Origin of the sequence: Bacillus sp. MZGC1, from assembly GCF_002998605.1 — a bacterium.
In the GTDB taxonomy this organism is placed as follows: domain Bacteria; phylum Bacillota; class Bacilli; order Bacillales; family Bacillaceae; genus Bacillus.
On sequence record NZ_PVRE01000001.1, the window covers coordinates 632,164 to 653,193 of the forward strand.

The 21,030-nt window shown below is 43.8% G+C and carries 18 protein-coding genes; 16 read left to right on the plus strand and 2 right to left on the minus strand.

Annotation, left to right across the window (positions count from 1 at the left end; all coding sequences use genetic code 11):
• Positions 1-125: 125 nt before the first annotated feature.
• The 6 genes from nikA to C6Y06_RS03140 all read left to right on the plus strand — a co-directional run bounded on the left by nikA (position 126) and on the right by C6Y06_RS03140 (position 6,578).
• Positions 126-1,748: a nickel ABC transporter substrate-binding protein gene (gene nikA / locus C6Y06_RS03115; protein ID WP_106036506.1), complete on the plus strand. Its 1,623-nt coding sequence runs from the start codon at positions 126-128 to the stop codon at positions 1,746-1,748.
• Positions 1,749-1,766: 18 nt separating this feature from the next.
• On the plus strand, positions 1,767-2,711 hold the full coding sequence (nikB, locus tag C6Y06_RS03120; RefSeq protein WP_095285770.1) for a nickel ABC transporter permease subunit NikB: 945 nt from the start codon (positions 1,767-1,769) through the stop codon (positions 2,709-2,711).
• Positions 2,708-3,541, plus strand: coding sequence for a nickel ABC transporter permease subunit NikC (nikC, locus tag C6Y06_RS03125; RefSeq protein ID WP_034660032.1), 834 nt, complete (start codon positions 2,708-2,710; stop codon positions 3,539-3,541). The genes nikB and nikC overlap by 4 nt, the downstream gene beginning before the upstream one ends.
• A 4-nt stretch (positions 3,542-3,545) precedes the next feature.
• The gene (locus tag C6Y06_RS03130) at positions 3,546-4,361 is read left to right on the plus strand and encodes an ABC transporter ATP-binding protein (protein ID WP_170938419.1); all 816 of its coding nucleotides are present in this window, start codon (positions 3,546-3,548) and stop codon (positions 4,359-4,361) included.
• A gap of 13 nt (positions 4,362-4,374) precedes the next feature.
• A complete protein-coding gene (gene nikE, locus C6Y06_RS03135) occupies positions 4,375-5,190 on the plus strand; it encodes a nickel import ATP-binding protein NikE (RefSeq protein WP_034660031.1) in 816 nt (271 codons plus the stop codon).
• 62 nt (positions 5,191-5,252) lie between these two features.
• Positions 5,253-6,578: an MATE family efflux transporter gene (locus C6Y06_RS03140; protein WP_034660030.1), complete on the plus strand. Its 1,326-nt coding sequence runs from the start codon at positions 5,253-5,255 to the stop codon at positions 6,576-6,578.
• Positions 6,579-6,602: 24 nt separating this feature from the next.
• Here the strand turns inward: C6Y06_RS03140 and yvfG are convergent, their stop codons facing one another.
• Positions 6,603-6,818, minus strand: coding sequence for a protein YvfG (gene yvfG, locus C6Y06_RS03145; protein ID WP_003213121.1), 216 nt, complete (start codon positions 6,816-6,818; stop codon positions 6,603-6,605).
• Positions 6,819-6,888: 70 nt separating this feature from the next.
• Between yvfG and rpoN the strand changes: the two genes are divergently transcribed.
• Complete coding sequence (rpoN, locus tag C6Y06_RS03150; protein ID WP_106036507.1) at positions 6,889-8,187, plus strand: RNA polymerase factor sigma-54; 1,299 nt, start codon at positions 6,889-6,891, stop codon at positions 8,185-8,187.
• A 172-nt stretch (positions 8,188-8,359) separates the two neighbouring features.
• A complete protein-coding gene (locus C6Y06_RS03155) occupies positions 8,360-9,097 on the plus strand; it encodes a FadR/GntR family transcriptional regulator (protein WP_034660028.1) in 738 nt (245 codons plus the stop codon).
• A 27-nt stretch (positions 9,098-9,124) separates the two neighbouring features.
• Here C6Y06_RS03155 and C6Y06_RS03160 read toward each other — a convergent pair whose 3' ends face one another.
• A complete protein-coding gene (locus C6Y06_RS03160) occupies positions 9,125-10,567 on the minus strand; it encodes a sigma-54 interaction domain-containing protein (RefSeq protein ID WP_095285772.1) in 1,443 nt (480 codons plus the stop codon).
• Between the two features lie 209 nt (positions 10,568-10,776).
• Between C6Y06_RS03160 and C6Y06_RS03165 the strand changes: the two genes are divergently transcribed.
• The 8 genes from C6Y06_RS03165 to eno all read left to right on the plus strand — a co-directional run bounded on the left by C6Y06_RS03165 (position 10,777) and on the right by eno (position 20,926).
• Positions 10,777-11,970: an ornithine--oxo-acid transaminase gene (locus C6Y06_RS03165; RefSeq protein WP_066030356.1), complete on the plus strand. Its 1,194-nt coding sequence runs from the start codon at positions 10,777-10,779 to the stop codon at positions 11,968-11,970.
• A gap of 139 nt (positions 11,971-12,109) precedes the next feature.
• Entirely contained in the window at positions 12,110-13,495 is a 1,386-nt protein-coding gene (locus C6Y06_RS03170) for an amino acid permease (RefSeq protein WP_045210184.1), read from the plus strand.
• Between the two features lie 314 nt (positions 13,496-13,809).
• A complete protein-coding gene (locus C6Y06_RS03175; protein ID WP_106036508.1) occupies positions 13,810-14,847 on the plus strand; it encodes a sugar-binding transcriptional regulator in 1,038 nt (345 codons plus the stop codon).
• 31 nt (positions 14,848-14,878) lie between these two features.
• Positions 14,879-15,886: a type I glyceraldehyde-3-phosphate dehydrogenase gene (gap, locus tag C6Y06_RS03180; RefSeq protein WP_012011304.1), complete on the plus strand. Its 1,008-nt coding sequence runs from the start codon at positions 14,879-14,881 to the stop codon at positions 15,884-15,886.
• Between the two features lie 213 nt (positions 15,887-16,099).
• Positions 16,100-17,284, plus strand: coding sequence for a phosphoglycerate kinase (locus C6Y06_RS03185; protein WP_034660025.1), 1,185 nt, complete (start codon positions 16,100-16,102; stop codon positions 17,282-17,284).
• 30 nt (positions 17,285-17,314) lie between these two features.
• Entirely contained in the window at positions 17,315-18,076 is a 762-nt protein-coding gene (gene tpiA, locus C6Y06_RS03190; RefSeq protein ID WP_034660024.1) for a triose-phosphate isomerase, read from the plus strand.
• The gene (gene gpmI / locus C6Y06_RS03195) at positions 18,069-19,604 is read left to right on the plus strand and encodes a 2,3-bisphosphoglycerate-independent phosphoglycerate mutase (protein ID WP_034660023.1); all 1,536 of its coding nucleotides are present in this window, start codon (positions 18,069-18,071) and stop codon (positions 19,602-19,604) included. Before tpiA ends, gpmI begins: the two co-directional genes overlap by 8 nt.
• Before the next feature lie 29 nt (positions 19,605-19,633).
• Positions 19,634-20,926: a phosphopyruvate hydratase gene (gene eno / locus C6Y06_RS03200; protein ID WP_003212752.1), complete on the plus strand. Its 1,293-nt coding sequence runs from the start codon at positions 19,634-19,636 to the stop codon at positions 20,924-20,926.
• The last annotated feature ends 104 nt before the right edge of the window (positions 20,927-21,030 follow it).

Sequence of the window (21,030 nt, forward strand, 5' to 3'; positions counted from 1 at the left end):
ATTCATCAATTAATGGAATAAATAGGTATATGTATTGTCAATTCGTTTTAAATATGATATTGACAAAGGGGTCCTTCCTCCTTAAAATGAAAATGATTATCAGCGTCAATTAGGAGGAACATCTTATGTCTATTTGGAGTAAATTTTTTCCGAAAATTAAAATAAATACAGTATTACCTTTCCTGCTGATCTTTTTATTAGTAGGCTGCTCTCAAGCAAACAATGGAGCAGGTGGAAACAAGGATCATCCTGACATGATCACGATGGCTTGGCCGAGAGATATTGGCGAAATGAATCCGCACGTATACAACCCATCACAATTGTTTGCACAATCAATGATTTATGAGCCATTGGTCAGCTATCAAAAGAATGGAAAGCTAAAACCTGAATTAGCGAAATCATGGGATGTTTCAAAGGATGGCAAGGTGTATACTTTTCATTTAAGAGACAATGTGACGTTCTCAGATGGATCTGAGTTTAATGCTAACATTGTGAAAAAGAACTTTGATTCCATCTTAAAAAACAAGGATATACATAGCTGGTTAGGTGTTATAAAAAAAATCAAAAAGACAGAAGCAGTAGACAAGAAAACGTTTAAACTCACATTAACAGAGCCATATTATCCAACTGTTCAAGAATTAGCAGTTGTCCGCCCGGTTCGTTTCTTAGGCGAAGCAGGCTTCCCTAAAAACGGAGATACGTCAAAAGGAATTGAAAAACCAGTGGGGACAGGCCCTTGGGTATTAAAAACATACCAAAAAGATGACTATGCCATTTTCGAACGAAATGATCATTATTGGGGAGAAAAACCAAAGGTTAAAGAAATTAAAGTCAAGGTGATCCCAGATGCGGAAACGAGAGTCATGGCATTTGAAAAAGGCAATGTAGATGTCCTTTACGGAGAAGGAACCATTAGCCTTGATGCCTACAAACAGCTAGAGGCGAGCGGCAAGTATGAAACAAAAATGTCAGAGCCTGTAGCAACGAGACAGCTTGTCATGAACACAAAAGTGGATCAGCTGTCAGATGAGAAAGTGCGTCATGCCCTTCAATATGCTATTAATAAGAAATCAATGGTAGAAGGTGTCACCTCTGGCTTAGAGGATGAAGCAGATCACATATTGCCGACCAACATGCCTTACACATCTGATATTAAGGTGAAGTCTTTCCAGTATGATGTAGACAAAGCGAAAGCATTGCTGGATGAAGCAGGCTGGACACTTCCAAAAGGAAAAACCGTTCGTGAAAAAGATGGAAAAGCGCTTGAATTTAGTATGATGTATGACTCAGCAGAATCGATTCAAAAAGCGATGGCTGAGACGCTTCAAGCAGAATGGGGAGCCATTGGCGTTGGCGTCAAACTTGAAGGTGTGGAGCTGGCAACACAAGTGCAGCGCTTTAAAGCCAACAAATTTGATATGAACTTCTTTAGCAACTACGGAGCGCCTTATGATCCGCATACATTTATGAACGTCGTCTCATCAGATGGTTTTGGATTCAAAGAAGCCATCTCAGCCTATCCAAATAAGGACAAGCTGATCAAAGAAATGAGCGAAATTCCATCAACAACCAATGAAAACAAACGAAAAGCACTTTATTCGTCTGTGTTATCTTCATTACAGGATCAAGGGGCGATTGTGCCAATCTCTTATTTTAAAAAGACAGCCGTTTATCAAAAAAATGTGAAGGACTTTGAGTTCCCAGCAAATCGCGATGAACATCCATTCACAGGCATTAAGCTGAAGTAATAGAAGGAAGGTAAGGAAATGGGCCGCTATATCGTCAAACGCATGCTATCAATCATCCCTGTATTTTTATTAGCCACACTTTTTACGACTGGTATGATTCACCTTTCACCAGTTGACCCGGCTGAGGCATATTTAGCAGCGGCTCATATCCAGCCTACGGATGAAATTTTAGCGCAAAAACGAAGTGAATTTGGTTTAGACCAACCGTTTTATATGCAGTATCTTCACACCATTGAAAAAGTCATTCACCTTGATTTTGGCCAGTCGTATATGTCGAACCAGCCTGTGCTCAATGAGGTGATCTATAGAATACCAGCGACGATTCAATTGGCGCTGACTAGTCTGCTGATAGCTATTTGTGTCAGCATTCCGCTCGGCTTTTTCAGCGGCATGAGGAAAAATGGCGTCGTTGATCATATGAGCCGGCTTATTTCTTTTTTAGGAGCATCTATCCCGACGTTTGTCTTGGGGTATTTGCTCATCTTCTTTTTTTCAGTGAAGCTCGATCTTTTACCAGTTGAAGGGGTCGGAACATGGGAGCATCTCATCCTGCCGTCGATCACACTGGCCGTCCCTTTAATTGCTACGTATACAAGGCTATTACGATCAAGTGTGAGTGAGGCGCTTCAAGAGCCTTTTGTTCAATATGCGAGAATCAGAGGATTAAAGGAACGGTCGATCATGTTCAAGCATGTATTGAGAATCGCTATATCGCCAATGCTGACAGGGCTTGGGGTGAATCTTGGCAAGCTGCTGACAGGAACCATTATCGTAGAGGCGGTTTTTTCATGGCCGGGGTTTGGGCGCTTCTTTATTGAAGCGATCTTTAACCGGGATCTGCCGGTCATTCAATTCTATGTCCTCATGGCAGCATGTATCTTTATCTTGAGCAGCTTGATTGTGGACTTGCTCCAGCTGATCATTGACCCCCGTATTTCCAGAAAGGAAGGCCGCCACCCATGATGACAAAAGGAAAATATCTCTTCTCTCATCAAAAGATGATCTCGATCTGTGTGGTGCTCCTTGGTCTATTGCTGATTGTGACAGTATGTGCACCGTGGATCGCTCCACATGATCCGGCGGCTGTCAATCTAGCGATGAAGCTAAAGGGGTCTTCGTGGGAGTATCCTCTTGGGACAGATCAATTAGGCCGATGCAATTTATCTCGAATTTTATATGGTGCACGTGTTTCACTAGGCTGTGCGTTATTAATCTTTCTCTCTTCTTTATTGATTGGGTTAATCGTTGGTTTGTTGTCAGGTTATAAAGGCGGCTGGATCGATCACGTCTTGATGAGAATCTGTGACGGGATCATGGCATTCCCGAACCTGGTGCTGATTCTTGGATTAGTCGGCATCTTCGGTCCTGGACTTTCTCAAGTAGTGCTTGCCTTGATGCTGGTACAATGGGTATACTATGCTCGCGTCTTTCGAGGAATGGTGCTGAGTTTAAAAGAACAGAACTTTATTGCTGCCGCAAAAATCAGCGGGACGTCCCACTGGAACATCATGAGAAAGCATATGATTCCAAATGTCCTGCCGCCACTCGCGGTCATAGGTACACTCGAAATGGGCTGGGCGATTATGGACATTTCTGCGATGTCCTTTCTCGGATTAGGCGTTCAGCCTCCTATGCCTGAATGGGGAGCGATGATCCATGAAGGGAAGTCGTACATTCAAACGAATCCTCAGTTGATGCTGTACCCAGGTCTTGTGATCATGGCTGTCGTGGTCCTCTTTAATTTACTAGGAGAGGCCCTCTCAGAGAAATATGGTATCAAACGCCGTGTGTAAAGGAATGATCGATGTGCAAGAGTCCATTTTACAAATAGAGAACCTCCATGTGCAGACGAAAACGCCTCATGGGACAACCTCTCTTATTCAGGACGTATCGTTTGAAGTAGGGCGTGGTCAAATCGTTGGATTAATAGGTGAGAGCGGCTGCGGGAAAACGGTGACAAGTATGTCGATCTTACATATGCTTGACCGGAAAACAACGGAAGTCACTGGCAGCATCACATTACAAGGACGAGAATTGATCGGTATGAGTGAAAAGGATATGCGCTCTATTCGGGGCAAAGACATCTCATATATTATGCAAAATCCAATGAACAGCTTTACACCAGTATGGTCGATCGGTCATCAGCTGATTGAAACCATCCGCCGGCATACCGCTGTCAGTAAAAGGCAGGCACAAGCGAAGGCAATGGATGCGTTAGCGCAGATGAATCTGCCGCAGCCAGATAAGCTGTTAAACAAGTATCCCTTTGAACTAAGTGGCGGTATGCTGCAGCGTGTCATGATTGCCATGGCTGCCTGCATGCACCCGCCTCTTCTCATAGCAGATGAACCAACAACTGCTTTAGATGTACACACGCAGAAGCTGGTGCTTGAGCACCTAAACCAAATTCGTCATGAGTATGGAACTGCCATTTTGCTCATTACTCACGATCTTGGCGTCATTGCAGAAATGGCAGATCAGGTTGTCGTCATGAGACAAGGAGAAATGGTTGAAAAGGCAGAAGTGCTTGAGCTTTTTGAAAACCCCAAGCATGATTATACAAAGAAACTATTAGCAGCTCGTCCATCCATCCCAGCTGTTTGCCCGATTTGAGGTGAGAAGGCCCTTGCATTTATTAGAAGTGAAAGCAGTTAGTCATTCATACAACAGCCGGTCGTTTCTGATGAGAAAAAAAGGCGCAGACCAAGTCTTAAGCGGCGTCAATTTAATCATTGAAGAAGGCACATGCCTCGGATTGCTGGGGCAAAGCGGCGCAGGGAAAAGTACACTAGGCCGCATCATACTTGGTCTAGAGAAACCAAGAGCCGGTCAGGTCCTTTTTGAAGGGCAGGATATATATTGTGCAGATCAGCGAACACGCAAACATTATCGCCGGCATGTGCAAGCGGTGTTTCAAGATTCATATTCGGCGGTGAATCCAAGGTGGACAGTCGAACAAATTTTATCCGAGCCGCTTGAAAACTATGAAGCTATGAGCCGACAAGAACGCAAAAACGTGTTGATTCACTGGCTGGAAAGAGTCGGGCTCAGTGAAAAGGACTTGTCTAAATATCCGCATCAATTCAGCGGCGGCCAGCTGCAAAGGATCAACATCGCAAGAGCCTTATTGCTGCAGCCAAAGCTCGTCGTACTGGATGAATCCGTCAGCAGCTTAGACATGGTTACACAGGCTGTCATTTTAGATTTATTAGTAGAATTAAAGAAGGAACTGGGTGTCGCTTACTTATTTATTACACATGATATGACGGCAGCCTATCATGTAAGTGATCAATTGGCGATATTGGATCAAGGTGAACTTGTTGCTCAATTTCAATCAAAGGATGATTTCTTTTCATCAGAAGAGACAGCGGTGCAGAAAATGAGAGATGCAATGCTCGCAGACCATCCTTTGTCCCGAACAATTGGCAGACCGGTTCGGTAAATCTTCATTTCATCAACGCCTCTTTTAGAAGAGGCTATTTTTCATGAAAGGCAGGTGGCATCGTGAACCATCGAGCGTATTTAGCTTTGGCCATTCCTTTAACCATCTCAACGATGACCACTCCATTACTTGGAGCTGTTGATACAGCAGTTGTCGGTCAGCTCGCCAATCCCGCTTATATTGGAGGCGTCGCGGTTGGCAGTCTCATTTTCAGTACACTATATTGGCTCTTTGGTTTTTTGCGGGTGAGTACATCTGCTTTTGCCGCCCAGGCAAACGGGGCGCAGAGTGAGGAGCAGGGCGTACTTGCTTTTCTAAGACCTTTTTTAATCGCCATCATTGTCGGCCTTTGTTTTATTGCCCTGCAATGGCCAATTATTCAATCTGCTTTTCTAGTGATTTCTCCCGCTGCGGATGTCCGGCAATTTGCAGCAGATTATTTTCATATTCGTATTTGGGGTGCCCCGTTTACCTTGATGAATTATGTGATATTAGGGTGGCTGATGGGAATGGCAAAAATGAAAGAAGCCCTCTCTTTACAAATCTTGATCAATGTCATGAATATGGTCCTTGCCCTTCTGCTTGTTCATGTGTTTTCGTTTGCAGTCAAAGGGGTGGCGGCTGCGACATTGATATCTGAATTAACCGCCTTTGTGCTAGGCGCATGGATCATCATGAAGCATTCAAAAAACGGGTTCCAGATGCCTTCTCTTAAGAAAATCATGGATACACAGGCAGTTCAGAAAATGTTTCATGTGAATAAAGATTTGTTTATTCGGACGATTTGTCTGCTAGTGGTGATTAACATGTTTACAGCAAAAGGTGCTTCTTTTGGAACAGAGATGCTGGCGGCCAATGCCATCTTATTTCAAATTCACTACATCATGGCTTATTTGTTCGATGGTTTTGCCAATGCATCCAGCATCCTTGTGGGCAGATCAGTTGGTGCAAATGACCGTACCCTTTATGAAAGAACTTTAACTCTTTCGAGACAGTGGGCACTTGTCATGGCATGCGCCATTGCGTCGGTTTATTTTCTCTTAAAAGAGCCGATCTTGAGCTTGTTTACAAATCTTCCCCGGCTTCTTGATGTGACATTAGGCTATGCAGACTGGCTCGTTCTCTATCCGTTTGCCGCTTGTTTCGGTTTGGTCATATACGGCGTATTTACAGGTGCGACAGAAATTGCCCCTGTCAGAAATTCGATGCTGTTTGCGATGATCTTGTTTATCGTTGTTCAAGCAGCGGTCACGCCTATTTGGCACAATCACGGACTATGGTTTGCCTTTATCATCTATACTGTCGGACGGTCTGGCTTTTTGATGATGTACAAATCAAGGCTGGATCAGAAGCTTTTCGCAAATGAAAAGCACCCTTTGCCATCATGACAGAGGGTGCTCTTTTTCGTTCATTCATTCGCTTTCTTTTTTCACTTTTTGATATGCTTCATCAAGATGCTGAATACGCTTCAAGACCACAGCGTTTTTGGTCAGCTGGTCTTGTACAAGCGTGGACACCACTGAGCGGTAATAGGCATTCATGGCATGAATCTTGTCTTCATTTTGATTCATGGCGATGTGCTGTTTCAAGTTGTCAACAAAGTATGGAACGGAAAAAAGTTCAGACATGGGAATCACTCCTATTTCGTATATACGGTCCGTCAATCTTCATGTAAAATGATGAGAGGGAGGGGAGACAATGAGCCTTAATCTGCAGCAAGAACAAGTATTAAAGCAGGTGCTCACACAAGAACTCAGGCAGGCCATTACGCTGCTCCAGCTGAATAGCGCTGAGCTTGGCGAGTATCTTGACCAGTTAGCGCTTGAGAACCCTCTGATTGAGCGGAAAGACACGGACAGCTATCAACCAGTTTATCATAAAAAATCTCAAGATCGAATGACAGAGCCGTATCGAACGCATCAAAAAGAAAGCCTGCAAATGTATTTAAAGAAACAAGCTATTGATTTGAATCTAAGTGAAAAGAATCAAAGGATCTTTGACTTTATGATCGAGTCCATTGATTCCAATGGCTATTTAAATGAACCGGTTGACGAGATGGCAGCTGTCTTAGAGGTGCCAGCTGAAGAAGTAGAAGCCGTCCTTCATCAGCTTCAATCGCTAGAGCCTGCCGGTATTGGCGCAAGATCATTACAAGAATGCATTCTGCTTCAGCTGAGAAGAAAAAAGGAGCGCTGGTATGAAGCCGAGCTGATCATCGACGAGCACTTCTTTCTCTTTGCAAGAAAGGCTTGGAAGGAAATCGCGGCGAAAACAGGCGTTTCAATGAAAACACTTCAAGCGGTACAAGATGAGGTGTCGCAGCTGGAACCAAGACCGGGCATACATTTCTCATATGAAGAGGACCCTGTGTATATAGAGCCAGATGTGACGATTACTGTCGTGCAGGACTACATCACATTTGAGCTGAATCAGCGCGCTTTTCCAGACGTTGAAATGAATGAAGGATACTTCGCCATGATTCAAGACCAGAAGCGGCATGAAGCATATGTGTATCTAAAGGAAAAAGAGCAGCAATACAATTGGCTTGTCCAAGCGCTGAAGCAAAGAAAACAAACGATGACCCATGTCGTTCGTGAGATTATCTTCCATCAGACAGATTTTTTCCTTACAGGGAAACATAAAATGAAACCGCTTACGATGAAGCGGATCGCAGATATATTGCAAGTGCATGAGTCAACAGTCAGCCGAACGGTGAAAGGGAAAATGGTGCAAACCCCTTATGGTCTCATGGAAATGAAACAATTTTTCCAAGCAAAACTAGAAGGACCTTCGCTGGAAGAGGCGTCCAGCTACACAGTCAAGACGCACATCGCAGAGCTGATCCAAACGGAAAATAAGAAAAAACCGTATTCGGATCAGCAAATGATGACGCAGCTTCAGCAAACCTTTGGTATCCGTGTGTCGCGCAGAACCATTGCGAAATATCGTGAACAAATGAATCTTCCATCATCTACACTGCGGAAGCGCTATGATTGAAAAGAAGTACTTGCCAGAAACAAGGCAGGTGCTTCTTTTTTGTTGAAAGCAAGGCACACAGAAGATTTTTTGGAAATTAAATCGGGGAGACGTCTGAACGGAAATTTTGGGGTAAAGTATAAGATAGGGCATGAGCCGATAAGGATAGACAACAGTGATGAGGTGAGACCAATTGAAATATAAACAAATCAAAACCAAAAAAATATATGAAGAAATTGCGGATGCATTAATCGAATTCATTCGTACAGGTGAGCTTCTTCCGGGGGAAAAATTAGATTCGGTTCAAGCGCTCTCAGAAAGCTTTCAAGTCAGCCGTTCCGCTGTAAGAGAGGCGCTGTCTGCTCTCAAAGCGATCGGATTAATAGAGATGAAGCAAGGGGAAGGCACATATGTGAAGCAGTTCGATCCTGAACAGCTCGCATTTTCTTTATCTCCTGCATTTTTAATGAAGCAGCATGATGTCAGGCAGCTCCTTGAAGTGAGAACCATCATTGAAACAGGTGCTGTTAAAAAGGCGGCGCTGCTTCGGACGGACGATGACCTTCATCAGCTGCGTGATGCACTCGAACAAATGAAGCTGGCAGAAGCACATGAAGAAATTGGTGAAGAGGCAGATCTCACCTTCCATCTCGCCTTAGCCAAAGCCTCGAAGAATGATGTATTAAAGGTGTTAATGAATCAAGTCTCAACCTTGTTAGTAGAAACGATGCGGGAAACGAGAAAAGTCGTATTATTCTCAACGAAAGCCTCCATTCGGCAGCTTTACGAAGAACATGAACAAATTTACAAAGCCGTCATGGCAAGGCAGCCAGAAGAAGCAGAGAAAGCGATGCTTACGCATTTGAAAAATGTAGAAAATCTGCTGGGTGATGTGCTGCAAGAACCAGCAGAACAGTCAGATACACAATAAGCTGTGCCGAATGATGGCACAGCTCTATTATTGACGAGAAATATGTAGCTTTTTCATTCGATATTGCAGACTTTGCCTGCTCATGCCCAATAACTTTGCAGTCTGTGAAATATTATCGTCCATTTTTTCTAAGTAATGGACGATGTATTGTTTTTCGAATCGCTCCATTTGGGTTTGGAAATCAGTCGTCTGTTCTGGGCTTGTATAGACAAAGGTGTCAGCAGCTGCGGTTTGCTGCAGAGAATTTGTTTGCAATTGCGCCTTAGGAGGGCCTTCCCCGTGCTTAAATCTAAAATGATAGGGTAGGTGATGCATGCTTAAGTCGTCTTCATCCATCATCATATTCATCCCCGCCTCAATCACATGCTCCAGTTCTCTTACATTGCCTGGCCAATGATACGCTTGGAAAAGGGCAAGTACCTCTTCGTCAGCCGTCTTCACCTTCATTTGAAACAGCTCATTATATTTTTGAATAAAATGATTCACAAACGTAGGAATGTCCTCTTTTCGCTCAGAAAGCGGCGGGATAAATAAGGTGACAATACCGAGCCGATAAAATAAATCCTTGCGCATGCGTCCACCTGCGATCGCATCCACAGGGTCCTCATTCATATTGGCAATGACTCTTACATCAACAGCGATTTCTTTTGTGCTGCCTAGCCTTCTCACGCGTTTCTCCTGTAAGACGCGCAGCAGTTTTGCTTGAAGAGGAGGATTTAATGAGTTGATCTCATCTAAAAGCAATGTTCCTCCTTGCGCCTGTTCAAATAAACCAGGCTGATCAGTTGCTCCCGTAAAAGCCCCTTTTTGTGTACCAAAGAGCAGACTTTCAATCAGATTATCAGGCAGTGCCGCACAATTTTGGGTAATAAATGGTCCAGATGACCGGCTGCTGCCGTTATGAATGCTTTGAGCAAACAGTTCTTTCCCAGTCCCTGTTTCGCCAACAATGAGCACATAGGAAGAGGTGCGTGTCGCTCGTTTCGCATGTTCAATCACCTCTAAAAATGCAGGGCTTTGTCCAATAATGGAATCAAAGGTAAAGCGTGTGCTTCCTTTTTTCTTCATATTGTGATGAATCAGCCGTTCCAGCTTGGTCACATCATTTGAAATTTCAACTGCCCCTTGAATGAGGCCGTCTCGAACGAGCGGGTATGTATGGTTAATCGTTGTGATTTCTTTTCCGTTGTAATTATGATACGTCTGCTTGGCATGAACGGTTTGTTTCCCGGTACGAAGCGCTTGGACAAGTGTACTGTGCATCTCATCTTGAAAGGTGAAGAAGTCGAGTACATTTTTATGGAGAACATCAGAGCGTTTTAAAGACTCAATCTCCATCATTTTTTTATTATAAACAACCGTATGGCCATTCTCGTCAATTGCATGAACCCCGACATCAATTAAATCGAGCATTTGTTTATATAAATCAATCTCATTTTCAAGCTTTGCGGCATGCAGATCTTTTTTCACTTGTGCCACCTCCTGACGTTACCTCTATTTTACATGAAAAATTTTGCGGTTTCCTCTAAAAAATTTGGCATGCGCAAAGAAATTTTGCGTAAATAATGAGGTAGACCCTCATGATCAAGCGGTCAGAAAGTTGGCACGATCCTTGCATAACATATGGATGAAGATGAACCCAATTGAAAGAAGCTACCTTACAGAAGGAGGAATAGATGATGACACAGACAAATGAATTGATTCAACAAACAGAACAATATGGAGCGGCAAACTATCATCCGCTGCCAATTGTGATTTCAGAGGCTGAGGGAGTGTGGGTGACAGACCCTGAAGGCAATCGATATATGGATATGCTCAGTGCGTATTCCGCAGTGAACCAAGGACATCGCCATCCCCGCATTATTGAAGCGCTCAAAAAACAGGCAGACCGTGTGACACTCACCTCGAGAGCTTTTCATAATGATCAGCTTGGTCCTTGGTATGAAAAAATTTGCAAACTGACGAATAAAGACATGGCACTGCCAATGAATACTGGTGCTGAGGCTGTAGAAACCGCTGTAAAAGCAGCAAGACGCTGGGGCTATGATGTTAAGGGAATCGAAGAGAATCGTGCAGAAATCATTGCGTGTGTTGGCAATTTCCATGGGAGAACGATGACGGCTGTGTCTCTTTCCTCTGAAGCAGAATACCAAAGAGGCTTCGGTCCAATGCTTCCCGGAATCAAACTGATTCCTTACGGAGATATTGAAGCGTTACGTGAAGCTATCACACCACAGACAGCGGCTTTCCTCATAGAACCGATTCAAGGAGAAGCGGGAATTGTCATGCCGCCAGAAGGCTTCTTGAAAGATGCCAAGGCGCTTTGTGAGAAAGAACATGTGCTGTTCATTGCGGATGAGATTCAAGTGGGGTTAGCACGAACAGGTAAGATGTTTGCGTGTGACTGGGAAGACATTGAGCCAGATATGCTGATCCTCGGGAAAGCTTTAGGCGGCGGCGTCTTTCCAATCTCGTGTGTCGTAGCAAACCGCGATATATTAGGCGTGTTTAACCCTGGTTCTCATGGGTCTACCTTCGGAGGAAATCCTCTTGCGTGTGCGGTGTCGCTTGCTGCACTGGATGTTTTAATCGACGAAAAGCTTGCAGCACGTTCCATGGAGCTTGGCGAATACTTCAAAGACAAACTATCACGCATTCAAAGCCCTGTGATTAAGGAAGTGCGCGGCCGCGGATTATTTATAGGAATGGAGCTGACAGAGGCAGCTAGACCTTATTGTGAAAAGCTGAAGCAAGCAGGATTGTTATGTAAAGAAACACATGAGACAGTTATCCGTTTTGCACCGCCGCTGACCATTTCAAAAGAAGATTTAGACTGGGCAATTGGTCATATTGAAGCACTGTTTCAAGCCTAAATGCCAAAGGGGGAGGAACCTTCACTTTCTCCCTTTCTTTTTCAACGAACAGCGAATTTTGTCAAAGGATGATGAATAGAAGAAGGAAAGTGGGGAAGTGGATTTGAAGCAAGAACAGCATAATGAACTAGAGCGTTCCATGAAAAGCAGACATCTCTTTATGATTGCCTTAGGCGGCGTCATCGGTACGGGCCTTTTCCTTGGATCAGGATTGATTATCCATCAGGCAGGACCTGGCGGAGCCATTCTATCGTTTATCATTGGCGGACTGTTAATGTATTTGGTCATGCTGTGTCTTGGAGAATTAGCAGTGGCGATGCCGACAGCCGGGTCCTTTCAGGAGTATGCAACCAAATATATAGGTCCATCCACAGGCTTTATGATCGGCTGGCTGTATTGGTTTAGCTGGGCGTGTACGATTGGACTGGAGTTTACGTCAGCAGGCATATTGCTCCAAAGGTGGTTCCCAGATATCCCGGTTTGGCTCTGGTGCCTAGCATTTAGCGTGATATTATTTGCCGTGAATGCCATCTCAGCTCGCAGCTTCGCTGAAACAGAATTTTGGTTTTCAGCCATTAAGGTTGCAGCCATCCTATTGTTTATTATCATCGGAATTGGCGCAATTTTCGGAATGATTCATTTAAAAGGCGGAGAACCAGCCCCTTTATTTCGTCATTTGACGGATCATGGCGGACTATTTCCTAATGGTGTTTTTGCTATTTTATTAACCATGGTCACGGTCAATTTCTCCTTTCAAGGAACAGAACTTGTAGGGATTGCAGCAGGTGAGAGTGAAAGCCCTGAAAAAACATTGCCTCGATCGATACGGAATATTATTTGGAGAACGATGGTCTTTTTCGTTTTATCAATTGCGGTTCTTGCCGCGCTTCTTCCATGGCAGACAGCAGGCACTGTTGACAGTCCGTTTGTGGTCGTGCTGGACAAGGTCGGCATCCCATATGCTGCAGATATCATGAATTTTATTATCATCACAGCTGTCTTATCTGTAGCAAACTCTGGATTATATGCATCATCACGTATGCTTTGGTCGCTTTCAAAGGACGGGAAAGGACCTGGCTTTACGAAAAAGCTGTCCAAGCGTAAAATCCCGATCAATGCATTATTGGTGACAATGGGTGTATCCGCTTTATCCCTGCTCACAAGTGTTGTGGCACCAAAAACGGTGTATGTGTGGCTCATTTCGATTTCCGGAATGGTTCTAGTTGTGGTGTGGATGTCCATTTGTTTGTCTCAGTATTTCTTTAGAAAACAATTCATAATAGCGGGTGGAGATGTAAAGGATCTCGTCTTCCGTACACCGCTCTATCCATTTGTGCCATTGGCAGGCTTCATCGCATTTGGCATCGTTCTCATCAGCCTATTCTTTATTGAGGATCAGCGGATTGGCCTTTATTGCGGCGTTCCGTTCATGGCTGTCTGCTACATCATTTATTATTTCAAAATCAAACCGAAGGAAGAGGCAAAGCGTTTCGCCGAAGAGGAAGGAACCATCCCAAAAACATAAAAGACCAACTATATCAACAAAATGTGCATGCGGATCTCACACGCATGCACATTTTCAATGGTGAATTCATTGAATATAGAAGAAAATAAATATTTTGAAAAGAAATATCATAGCAAGAACCTTGATGACAAGCAGGTTATCGGTGAAAATGTGTCTATTTTTTGTCTAAATGTGTTTGTAAGAGTTGAAAATGCAAGATTATCCTGTTAAAATAATTAAAGAAAGCAGGGATTGATTTTTTTTGGCTGTGGCGGGACGTTTTTTGTCACAGTGGGACGTTTTTAGTCCAACGTGAAAAGAAAGGGTCGTTAGCCATGAATCGTTTATTGGAAGCTCAAAAAAAATTATTGCCAGATCTTCTCATCGTTATGCAAAAACGCTACGACATTTTGCAATACATCAGGTTAGCTGAACCAATCGGCCGCAGAAGCCTTGCGACGAGCCTAGGTCTCAGTGAGCGCATCTTAAGAGCTGAAGTTCAGTTTCTAAAAGAACAAAACCTGCTGGATGTCAAAACGAGCGGCATGATGCTGACGAGTGAAGGCCACGCTTTGCTTGAAATGCTTGAAGGAATGATGAAGGACGTTTTAGGTTTAACCTTTTTGGAAAATACATTAAAGAGGAAGTTAGGCCTAGAAGAAGTCATCATCGTTTCTGGTGACAGTGACGAATCCCCGTGGGTGAAGCAAGAAATGGGAAGAGCTGCTGTCCAATGTATGAAAAAAAGGTTTACTGGAAATAATATCGTCGCCGTCACTGGCGGAACGACGATGGAAGCCGTTGCCGAAATGATGACCCCTGATGCCAAAAACAGAGACATGATGTTTGTCCCTGCGAGAGGCGGTCTTGGGGAGAATGTAAAAAATCAGGCAAACACCATTTGTGCCCACATGGCTGAAAAAGCTTCCGGTACTTACAAACTGCTGTTTGTTCCAGGGCAGCTGTCAGAAGGTGCTTACTCTTCTATTATTGAAGAGCCGTCAGTCAAAGAAGTGCTTCACACGATTAAATCATCCACGATGCTCATTCATGGGATCGGTGAAGCAAAAACAATGGCGATGAGACGAAATACACCAGCTGAAGATTTAAAAAAGATTGATGAGCATGACGCAGTGACAGAGGCCTTTGGCTATTACTTTAATCGTGATGGTGAGGTCGTCCACAAAGTGCACTCCGTCGGCATGCAGCTAGATGATTTAGAAAGCATTCCACACATCATTGCTGTTGCAGGTGGATCATCAAAGGCAGGGGCCATTGAAGCTTATTTCAAAAAACCCCGCCGAACGGTTCTCGTCACAGACGAAGGAGCCGCAAAAGAGTTATTAAGGGAGTCAATTGATCCCTCAATATAAAACATTGTGACCTATAAAAGGAGGAAACATCATGGCAGTAAAAGTCGGTATTAACGGATTTGGACGTATTGGACGTAACGTATTTCGTGCAGCATTAAACAATCCTGAAGTTGAGGTAGTAGCGGTTAACGATCTAACAGACGCTAACATGCTTGCACACCTTTTACAATATGACTCTGTTCACGGAAAACTAGATGCAGAGGTTTCTGTAGACGGTACAAACTTAGTAGTGAACGGTAAAACAATCGAAGTATCAGCTGAGCGTGACCCTGCGAAATTAAGCTGGGGTAAACAAGGCGTAGAAATCGTTGTTGAATCTACTGGATTCTTCACAAAACGTGCAGACGCTGCAAAACACTTAGAAGCTGGCGCTAAAAAAGTCATCATCTCTGCTCCTGCTAACGAAGAAGATATCACAATCGTTATGGGTGTAAACGAAGACAAATACGATGCAGCTAGCCACGATGTCATCTCTAATGCATCTTGTACAACAAACTGCTTAGCTCCATTTGCAAAAGTACTTAACGATAAATTTGGTATCAAACGCGGTATGATGACAACTGTTCACTCATACACAAATGACCAACAAATTCTTGATCTTCCGCACAAAGACTACCGTCGTGCTCGTGCAGCTGCGGAAAACATCATCCCAACTTCTACAGGTGCTGCGAAAGCTGTTTCACTTGTATTGCCTGAACTTAAAGGTAAATTAAACGGTGGCGCTATGCGTGTTCCAACACCTAACGTTTCTTTAGTTGACCTTGTGGCTGAATTAAACCAAGATGTAACAGCTGAAGATGTAAATGCAGCACTTAAAGAAGCAGCTGAAGGAGAACTTAATGGAATCCTTGGCTACAGCGAAGAGCCATTAGTATCTGGTGACTACAATGGTAATGCAAACTCTTCAACAATCGATGCTCTTTCTACAATGGTGATGGAAGGCAGCATGGTGAAAGTCATTTCTTGGTACGATAACGAGAGTGGATATTCTCACCGCGTTGTTGACCTTGCAGCTTACATTGCAAAACAAGGTCTTTAATTTGTCACACTGAAGGAACTCACTTGGTTCTTTCCTAGAGACACGATATAATGAAGACGGACAAGGGAAGGGGAAGCATCCCTTTCCCTTTTTCTCTGTTTTTATCCGTTCTGCACGATTTCTCGTTTTGATGAGGGCAAAATGGGAAAAGGATAAAGAGAGACTTGTCCAATGCGTAAGGAAACCAGAATAAAGGAGGATCTCCTGACGAGCATGAATAAGAAATCAGTAAAAGACATTGACGTAAAAGGTAAAGTTGTGTTCTGCCGCGTAGATTTTAACGTTCCAATGAAAGACGGAGAAGTGACGGATGATACTCGTATTCGCGCAGCATTACCAACGATTGAGTATTTAACAGGACAAGGCGCAAAGGTACTGCTAGCTAGTCATTTGGGTCGTCCGAAGGGTCAAGTTACTGAAGAATTGCGTCTGACACCTGTAGCAAAACGTCTGCAAGAGCTTCTTGGACAAGAAGTGAAAAAAGCGGATGAAGCTTACGGTGACAACGTGAAAAAGCAAATCTCTGACTTAAAAGAAGGAGATGTGCTAGTGCTTGAAAACGTTCGTTTCTATCCTGGTGAAGAAAAGAACGATCCTGAACTATCAAAAGCATTTGCTGATTTAGCCGATGTGTATGTCAATGATGCGTTCGGTGCTGCACACCGTGCACATGCATCCACTGCTGGTATTGCAGCATATCTTCCGGCTGTTTCGGGCTTCCTCATGCAAAAAGAGCTTGAGGTTCTAGGAAAAGCCATTTCAAACCCTGATCGCCCATTTACAGCGATTATTGGTGGCGCAAAAGTAAAGGATAAAATCGGTGTGATTGAAAGTCTTCTTGATAAAGTGGACAACCTCATCATCGGCGGCGGACTTGCTTACACATTTGTGAAAGCACTAGGCCACGAAGTAGGAAAATCTTTATTAGAAGAAGACAAAGTCGATTTAGCGAAATCCTTTATGGACCGTGCAAAAGAAAAAGGCGTGAACTTCCTGATTCCAACAGATGTTCTGGTAGCCGACGACTTTTCAAATGATGCGAATACAAGCATTGTGCCAATCTCTGAAATTCCAAGTGATCTAGAAGCACTTGATATTGGAACAGAGACAAGAGAGAAGTACGCTGATGTTATTAAAAACAGCAAACTTGTTGTTTGGAACGGACCAATGGGTGTATTTGAAATCGACGCATTCGCTAAAGGAACAAAAGCAATCGCAGAAGCACTGGCAGAAGCAAAAGATACATATTCTGTCATTGGCGGTGGAGATTCAGCAGCAGCTGTTGAGAAATTTGGTCTTGCTGATCAGATGAGCCATATTTCTACAGGCGGCGGCGCTTCACTTGAATTTATGGAAGGCAAAGAGCTTCCAGGTGTTACTGCATTAAACGATAAATAAGACCAAAACTGCTATAAGGAAGTGTCAATCATGAGAAAACCAATTATAGCTGGGAACTGGAAAATGAACAAAACACTTGGCGAAGCAGTTAGCTTCGTTGAAGAAGTCAAGTCATCCATTCCATCTCCTGACAAAGTGGAAGCAATTGTCTGTGCGCCAGCACTTTTCCTTGAAAAGCTAAACAGCCTTTCTAACGGAACAGACCTTAAAATTGGTGCACAAAACATGCACTTTGAAGAAAATGGTGCATTCACTGGTGAAATCAGCCCTGCTGCGCTAAAAGATCTTGGCATCGGCTACTCAGTGATCGGTCATTCAGAGCGCCGTGAATTCTTCGCTGAAACAGATGAAACAGTGAACAAAAAAGCACATGCTGCATTCAAGCATGGGATCGTTCCAATTATCTGCGTAGGTGAAACGCTTGAAGAGCGTGAAGCTGGCAAAACAAATGAACTTGTCGCTGATCAAGTGAAGAAAGCACTAGCTGGTTTAACGACTCAGCAAGTCGCTGAATCTGTCATTGCATATGAGCCAATCTGGGCGATCGGTACAGGGAAATCTTCTACAGCGAAAGATGCAAACGACGTTTGCGCGCATATCCGTCAAACCGTTGCAAGCGAATATGGTCAAGAAGCGGCAGACAGCCTTCGCATTCAATATGGCGGAAGCGTGAAGCCGGCGAATATTAAAGAATATATGGCAGAATCCGATATTGACGGTGCTTTGGTAGGCGGCGCAAGCTTAGAACCTCAGTCTTTCGTTCAATTATTGGAGGAAGGTCAATATGAGTAAGAAACCAGCTGCATTAATCATCTTAGATGGATTCGGTTTAAGAGGCGAAACAGTCGGTAACGCTGTTGCCCAAGCAAAGAAACCGAACTTCGACCGCTACTGGAATGAATTCCCGCATCAAACCTTAACGGCTTCAGGTGAGGCAGTAGGCCTCCCGCAAGGTCAAATGGGGAACTCTGAAGTTGGGCATTTGAACATCGGTGCAGGACGCATTGTGTATCAAAGCTTAACAAGAGTGAATGTTGCCATTCGTGAAGGGGAATTTGAGAAAAACGAAACGTTCCTAGAGGCAATGACTTATGCAAAAGAGAACGACAAGGCCCTTCATTTATTCGGTCTCTTGTCAGACGGCGGTGTGCACAGCCACATCCAGCATCTCTTTGCCCTGCTGAAGCTGGCGAAAAAAGAAGGCTTAACAAAGGTATACATTCATGGCTTCTTAGACGGACGTGATGTTGGTCAAAAGACAGCCAAAGTGTACTTAAAACAGCTTGAAGAACAAATCAAAGAAATCGGTGTCGGAGAAGTGGCAACACTTTCTGGACGCTATTACTCAATGGACCGTGACAAACGCTGGGATCGTGTGGAGAAAGCATATCGCGCGATGGCGTATGGTGAAGGCCCAAGTTATCCAAACATTTATGATGTCGTTGATGACTCCTATGAAAATGGAATCTACGATGAATTCGTTATTCCATCTGTCATCACGAGAGAAAATGGTGAGCCAGTTGCAAAAGTAAACGACGGAGACTCTGTGATTTTCTATAACTTCCGTCCAGACCGTGCGATCCAAATTTCGAACACCTTCACAAATGAAGATTTCCGCTCATTTGACCGCGGGGAAGCACATCCGAAGGATTTACACTTCGTCTGCTTTACACACTTCAGTGAAACGGTTGATGGCTATGTTGCCTTCAAACCAGTGAATTTGGATAACACAGTAGGAGAAGTGCTAGCGCAAAATGGATTGAAACAGCTGCGGATTGCTGAAACAGAGAAATATCCTCATGTGACGTTCTTTATGAGCGGTGGACGTGAAGAAGAATTTCCTGGTGAAGACCGCATCTTGATCAATTCGCCAGATGTGGCAACCTATGACCTCAAGCCAGAAATGAGCGCTTATGAGGTAAAGGATGCACTTGTTGCAGACATCAATGCTGACAAGCATGATGCGATCATCCTGAACTTTGCTAACCCGGATATGGTTGGTCATTCAGGTATGCTCGAGCCAACAATCAAAGCCATTGAAGCAGTAGATGAGTGCTTAGGAGCTGTTGTCGACGCAATCCTAGCAAAAGGCGGACATGCCATCATCACGGCAGACCACGGTAACGCAGACGTGCTGATTACCGAAGAAGGAAAGCCGCATACTGCACATACGACAAACCCTGTTCCAGTCATCGTAACGAAAAAAGATGCAACGCTTAGAGAAGGCGGCATTCTAGCCGATCTATCTCCAACGCTTTTAGACTTACTTGGTCTTGAAAAACCAAAAGAGATGACAGGAACATCATTGATTCAGAAATAACAAATTGATTCAAAAGGAGAGAAATAACGATGCCATACATTGTTGACGTATATGCACGCGAAGTATTAGACTCTCGCGGTAATCCAACAGTTGAAGTAGAAGTTTACACAGAATCTGGCGGCTTTGGCCGTGCATTAGTACCAAGTGGTGCTTCTACTGGTGAATATGAAGCAGTAGAACTACGTGACGGAGACAAAGACCGTTACCTTGGAAAAGGTGTTCTGACAGCTGTAAACAACGTAAATGAAATCATTGCACCAGAACTTTTAGGCTTTGATGTAACAGAACAAGTAGCGATTGACAAAATGTTAATCGAACTTGATGGAACAGAAAACAAAGGGAAATTAGGCGCAAACGCAATCCTTGGCGTATCTATCGCTGTAGCACGTGCGGCTGCTGATTTCTTACAAATTCCACTTTACCAATACCTTGGTGGATTCAACTCCAAAACGCTTCCAGTGCCAATGATGAACATCGTCAACGGCGGAGAGCATGCGGATAACAACGTAGACATTCAAGAATTCATGATTATGCCTGTAGGTGCACCGAACTTCCGTGAAGCACTTCGCATGGGCGCACAAATCTTCCATAGCCTGAAATCTGTATTAAGTGCAAAAGGCTTAAACACAGCTGTAGGTGACGAAGGCGGATTCGCTCCAAACCTTGGTTCTAACGAAGAAGCACTTCAAACAATCGTAGAAGCGATTGAAAAAGCTGGTTTCAAACCAGGTGAAGAAGTGAAACTTGCAATGGATGCTGCATCTTCTGAGTTCTACAACAAAGAAGACGGTAAATATCATTTATCAGGCGAAGGTGTTGTGAAAACATCTGCTGAAATGGTTGACTGGTATGAAGATATGGTATCGAAATACCCTATCATCTCTATCGAAGACGGCCTTGATGAAAACGACTGGGAAGGTCACAAACTATTAACTGAACGCCTTGGCAGCAAGGTTCAGCTAGTAGGAGATGACTTATTCGTTACAAACACGAAGAAGCTTTCTGAAGGTATTAAAAATGGTGTCGGTAACTCTATCCTGATCAAAGTAAACCAAATCGGTACATTAACTGAAACATTTGATGCAATCGAAATGGCAAAACGTGCAGGATACACAGCAGTCATCTCTCACCGCTCTGGTGAAACAGAAGACAGCACAATTGCAGACATCGCTGTTGCAACAAACGCTGGACAAATCAAAACAGGTGCTCCGTCTCGTACGGACCGTGTGGCGAAATACAACCAATTACTTCGCATCGAAGATCAATTGGCTGAAACAGCACAATATCACGGCATTGCAACATTCTATAACTTGAATAAATAATGCCAGCTACTCGCTGCGTCCCGCTCTTTCATGAGAGCGGGACGCAGCGTTTTTTTTGTTGAGCGAAATCCGATAGCTAATTCATTTGTCTTATCCTATTTTTG

Coding starts and splice junctions, on each gene's coding strand:
- nikA (WP_106036506.1), top strand. CDS start 126: ATGTCTATTTGGAGTAAATTTTTTCCGAAAATTAAAATAAATACAGTA.
- nikB (WP_095285770.1), top strand. CDS start 1,767: ATGGGCCGCTATATCGTCAAACGCATGCTATCAATCATCCCTGTATTT.
- nikC (WP_034660032.1), top strand. CDS start 2,708: ATGATGACAAAAGGAAAATATCTCTTCTCTCATCAAAAGATGATCTCG.
- C6Y06_RS03130 (WP_170938419.1), top strand. CDS start 3,546: ATGATCGATGTGCAAGAGTCCATTTTACAAATAGAGAACCTCCATGTG.
- yvfG (WP_003213121.1), bottom strand. CDS start 6,818: ATGTCTGAACTTTTTTCCGTTCCATACTTTGTTGACAACTTGAAACAG.
- rpoN (WP_106036507.1), top strand. CDS start 6,889: ATGAGCCTTAATCTGCAGCAAGAACAAGTATTAAAGCAGGTGCTCACA.
- C6Y06_RS03165 (WP_066030356.1), top strand. CDS start 10,777: ATGACACAGACAAATGAATTGATTCAACAAACAGAACAATATGGAGCG.
- C6Y06_RS03170 (WP_045210184.1), top strand. CDS start 12,110: ATGAAAAGCAGACATCTCTTTATGATTGCCTTAGGCGGCGTCATCGGT.
- C6Y06_RS03175 (WP_106036508.1), top strand. CDS start 13,810: ATGAATCGTTTATTGGAAGCTCAAAAAAAATTATTGCCAGATCTTCTC.
- gap (WP_012011304.1), top strand. CDS start 14,879: ATGGCAGTAAAAGTCGGTATTAACGGATTTGGACGTATTGGACGTAAC.
- C6Y06_RS03185 (WP_034660025.1), top strand. CDS start 16,100: ATGAATAAGAAATCAGTAAAAGACATTGACGTAAAAGGTAAAGTTGTG.
- tpiA (WP_034660024.1), top strand. CDS start 17,315: ATGAGAAAACCAATTATAGCTGGGAACTGGAAAATGAACAAAACACTT.
- gpmI (WP_034660023.1), top strand. CDS start 18,069: ATGAGTAAGAAACCAGCTGCATTAATCATCTTAGATGGATTCGGTTTA.
- eno (WP_003212752.1), top strand. CDS start 19,634: ATGCCATACATTGTTGACGTATATGCACGCGAAGTATTAGACTCTCGC.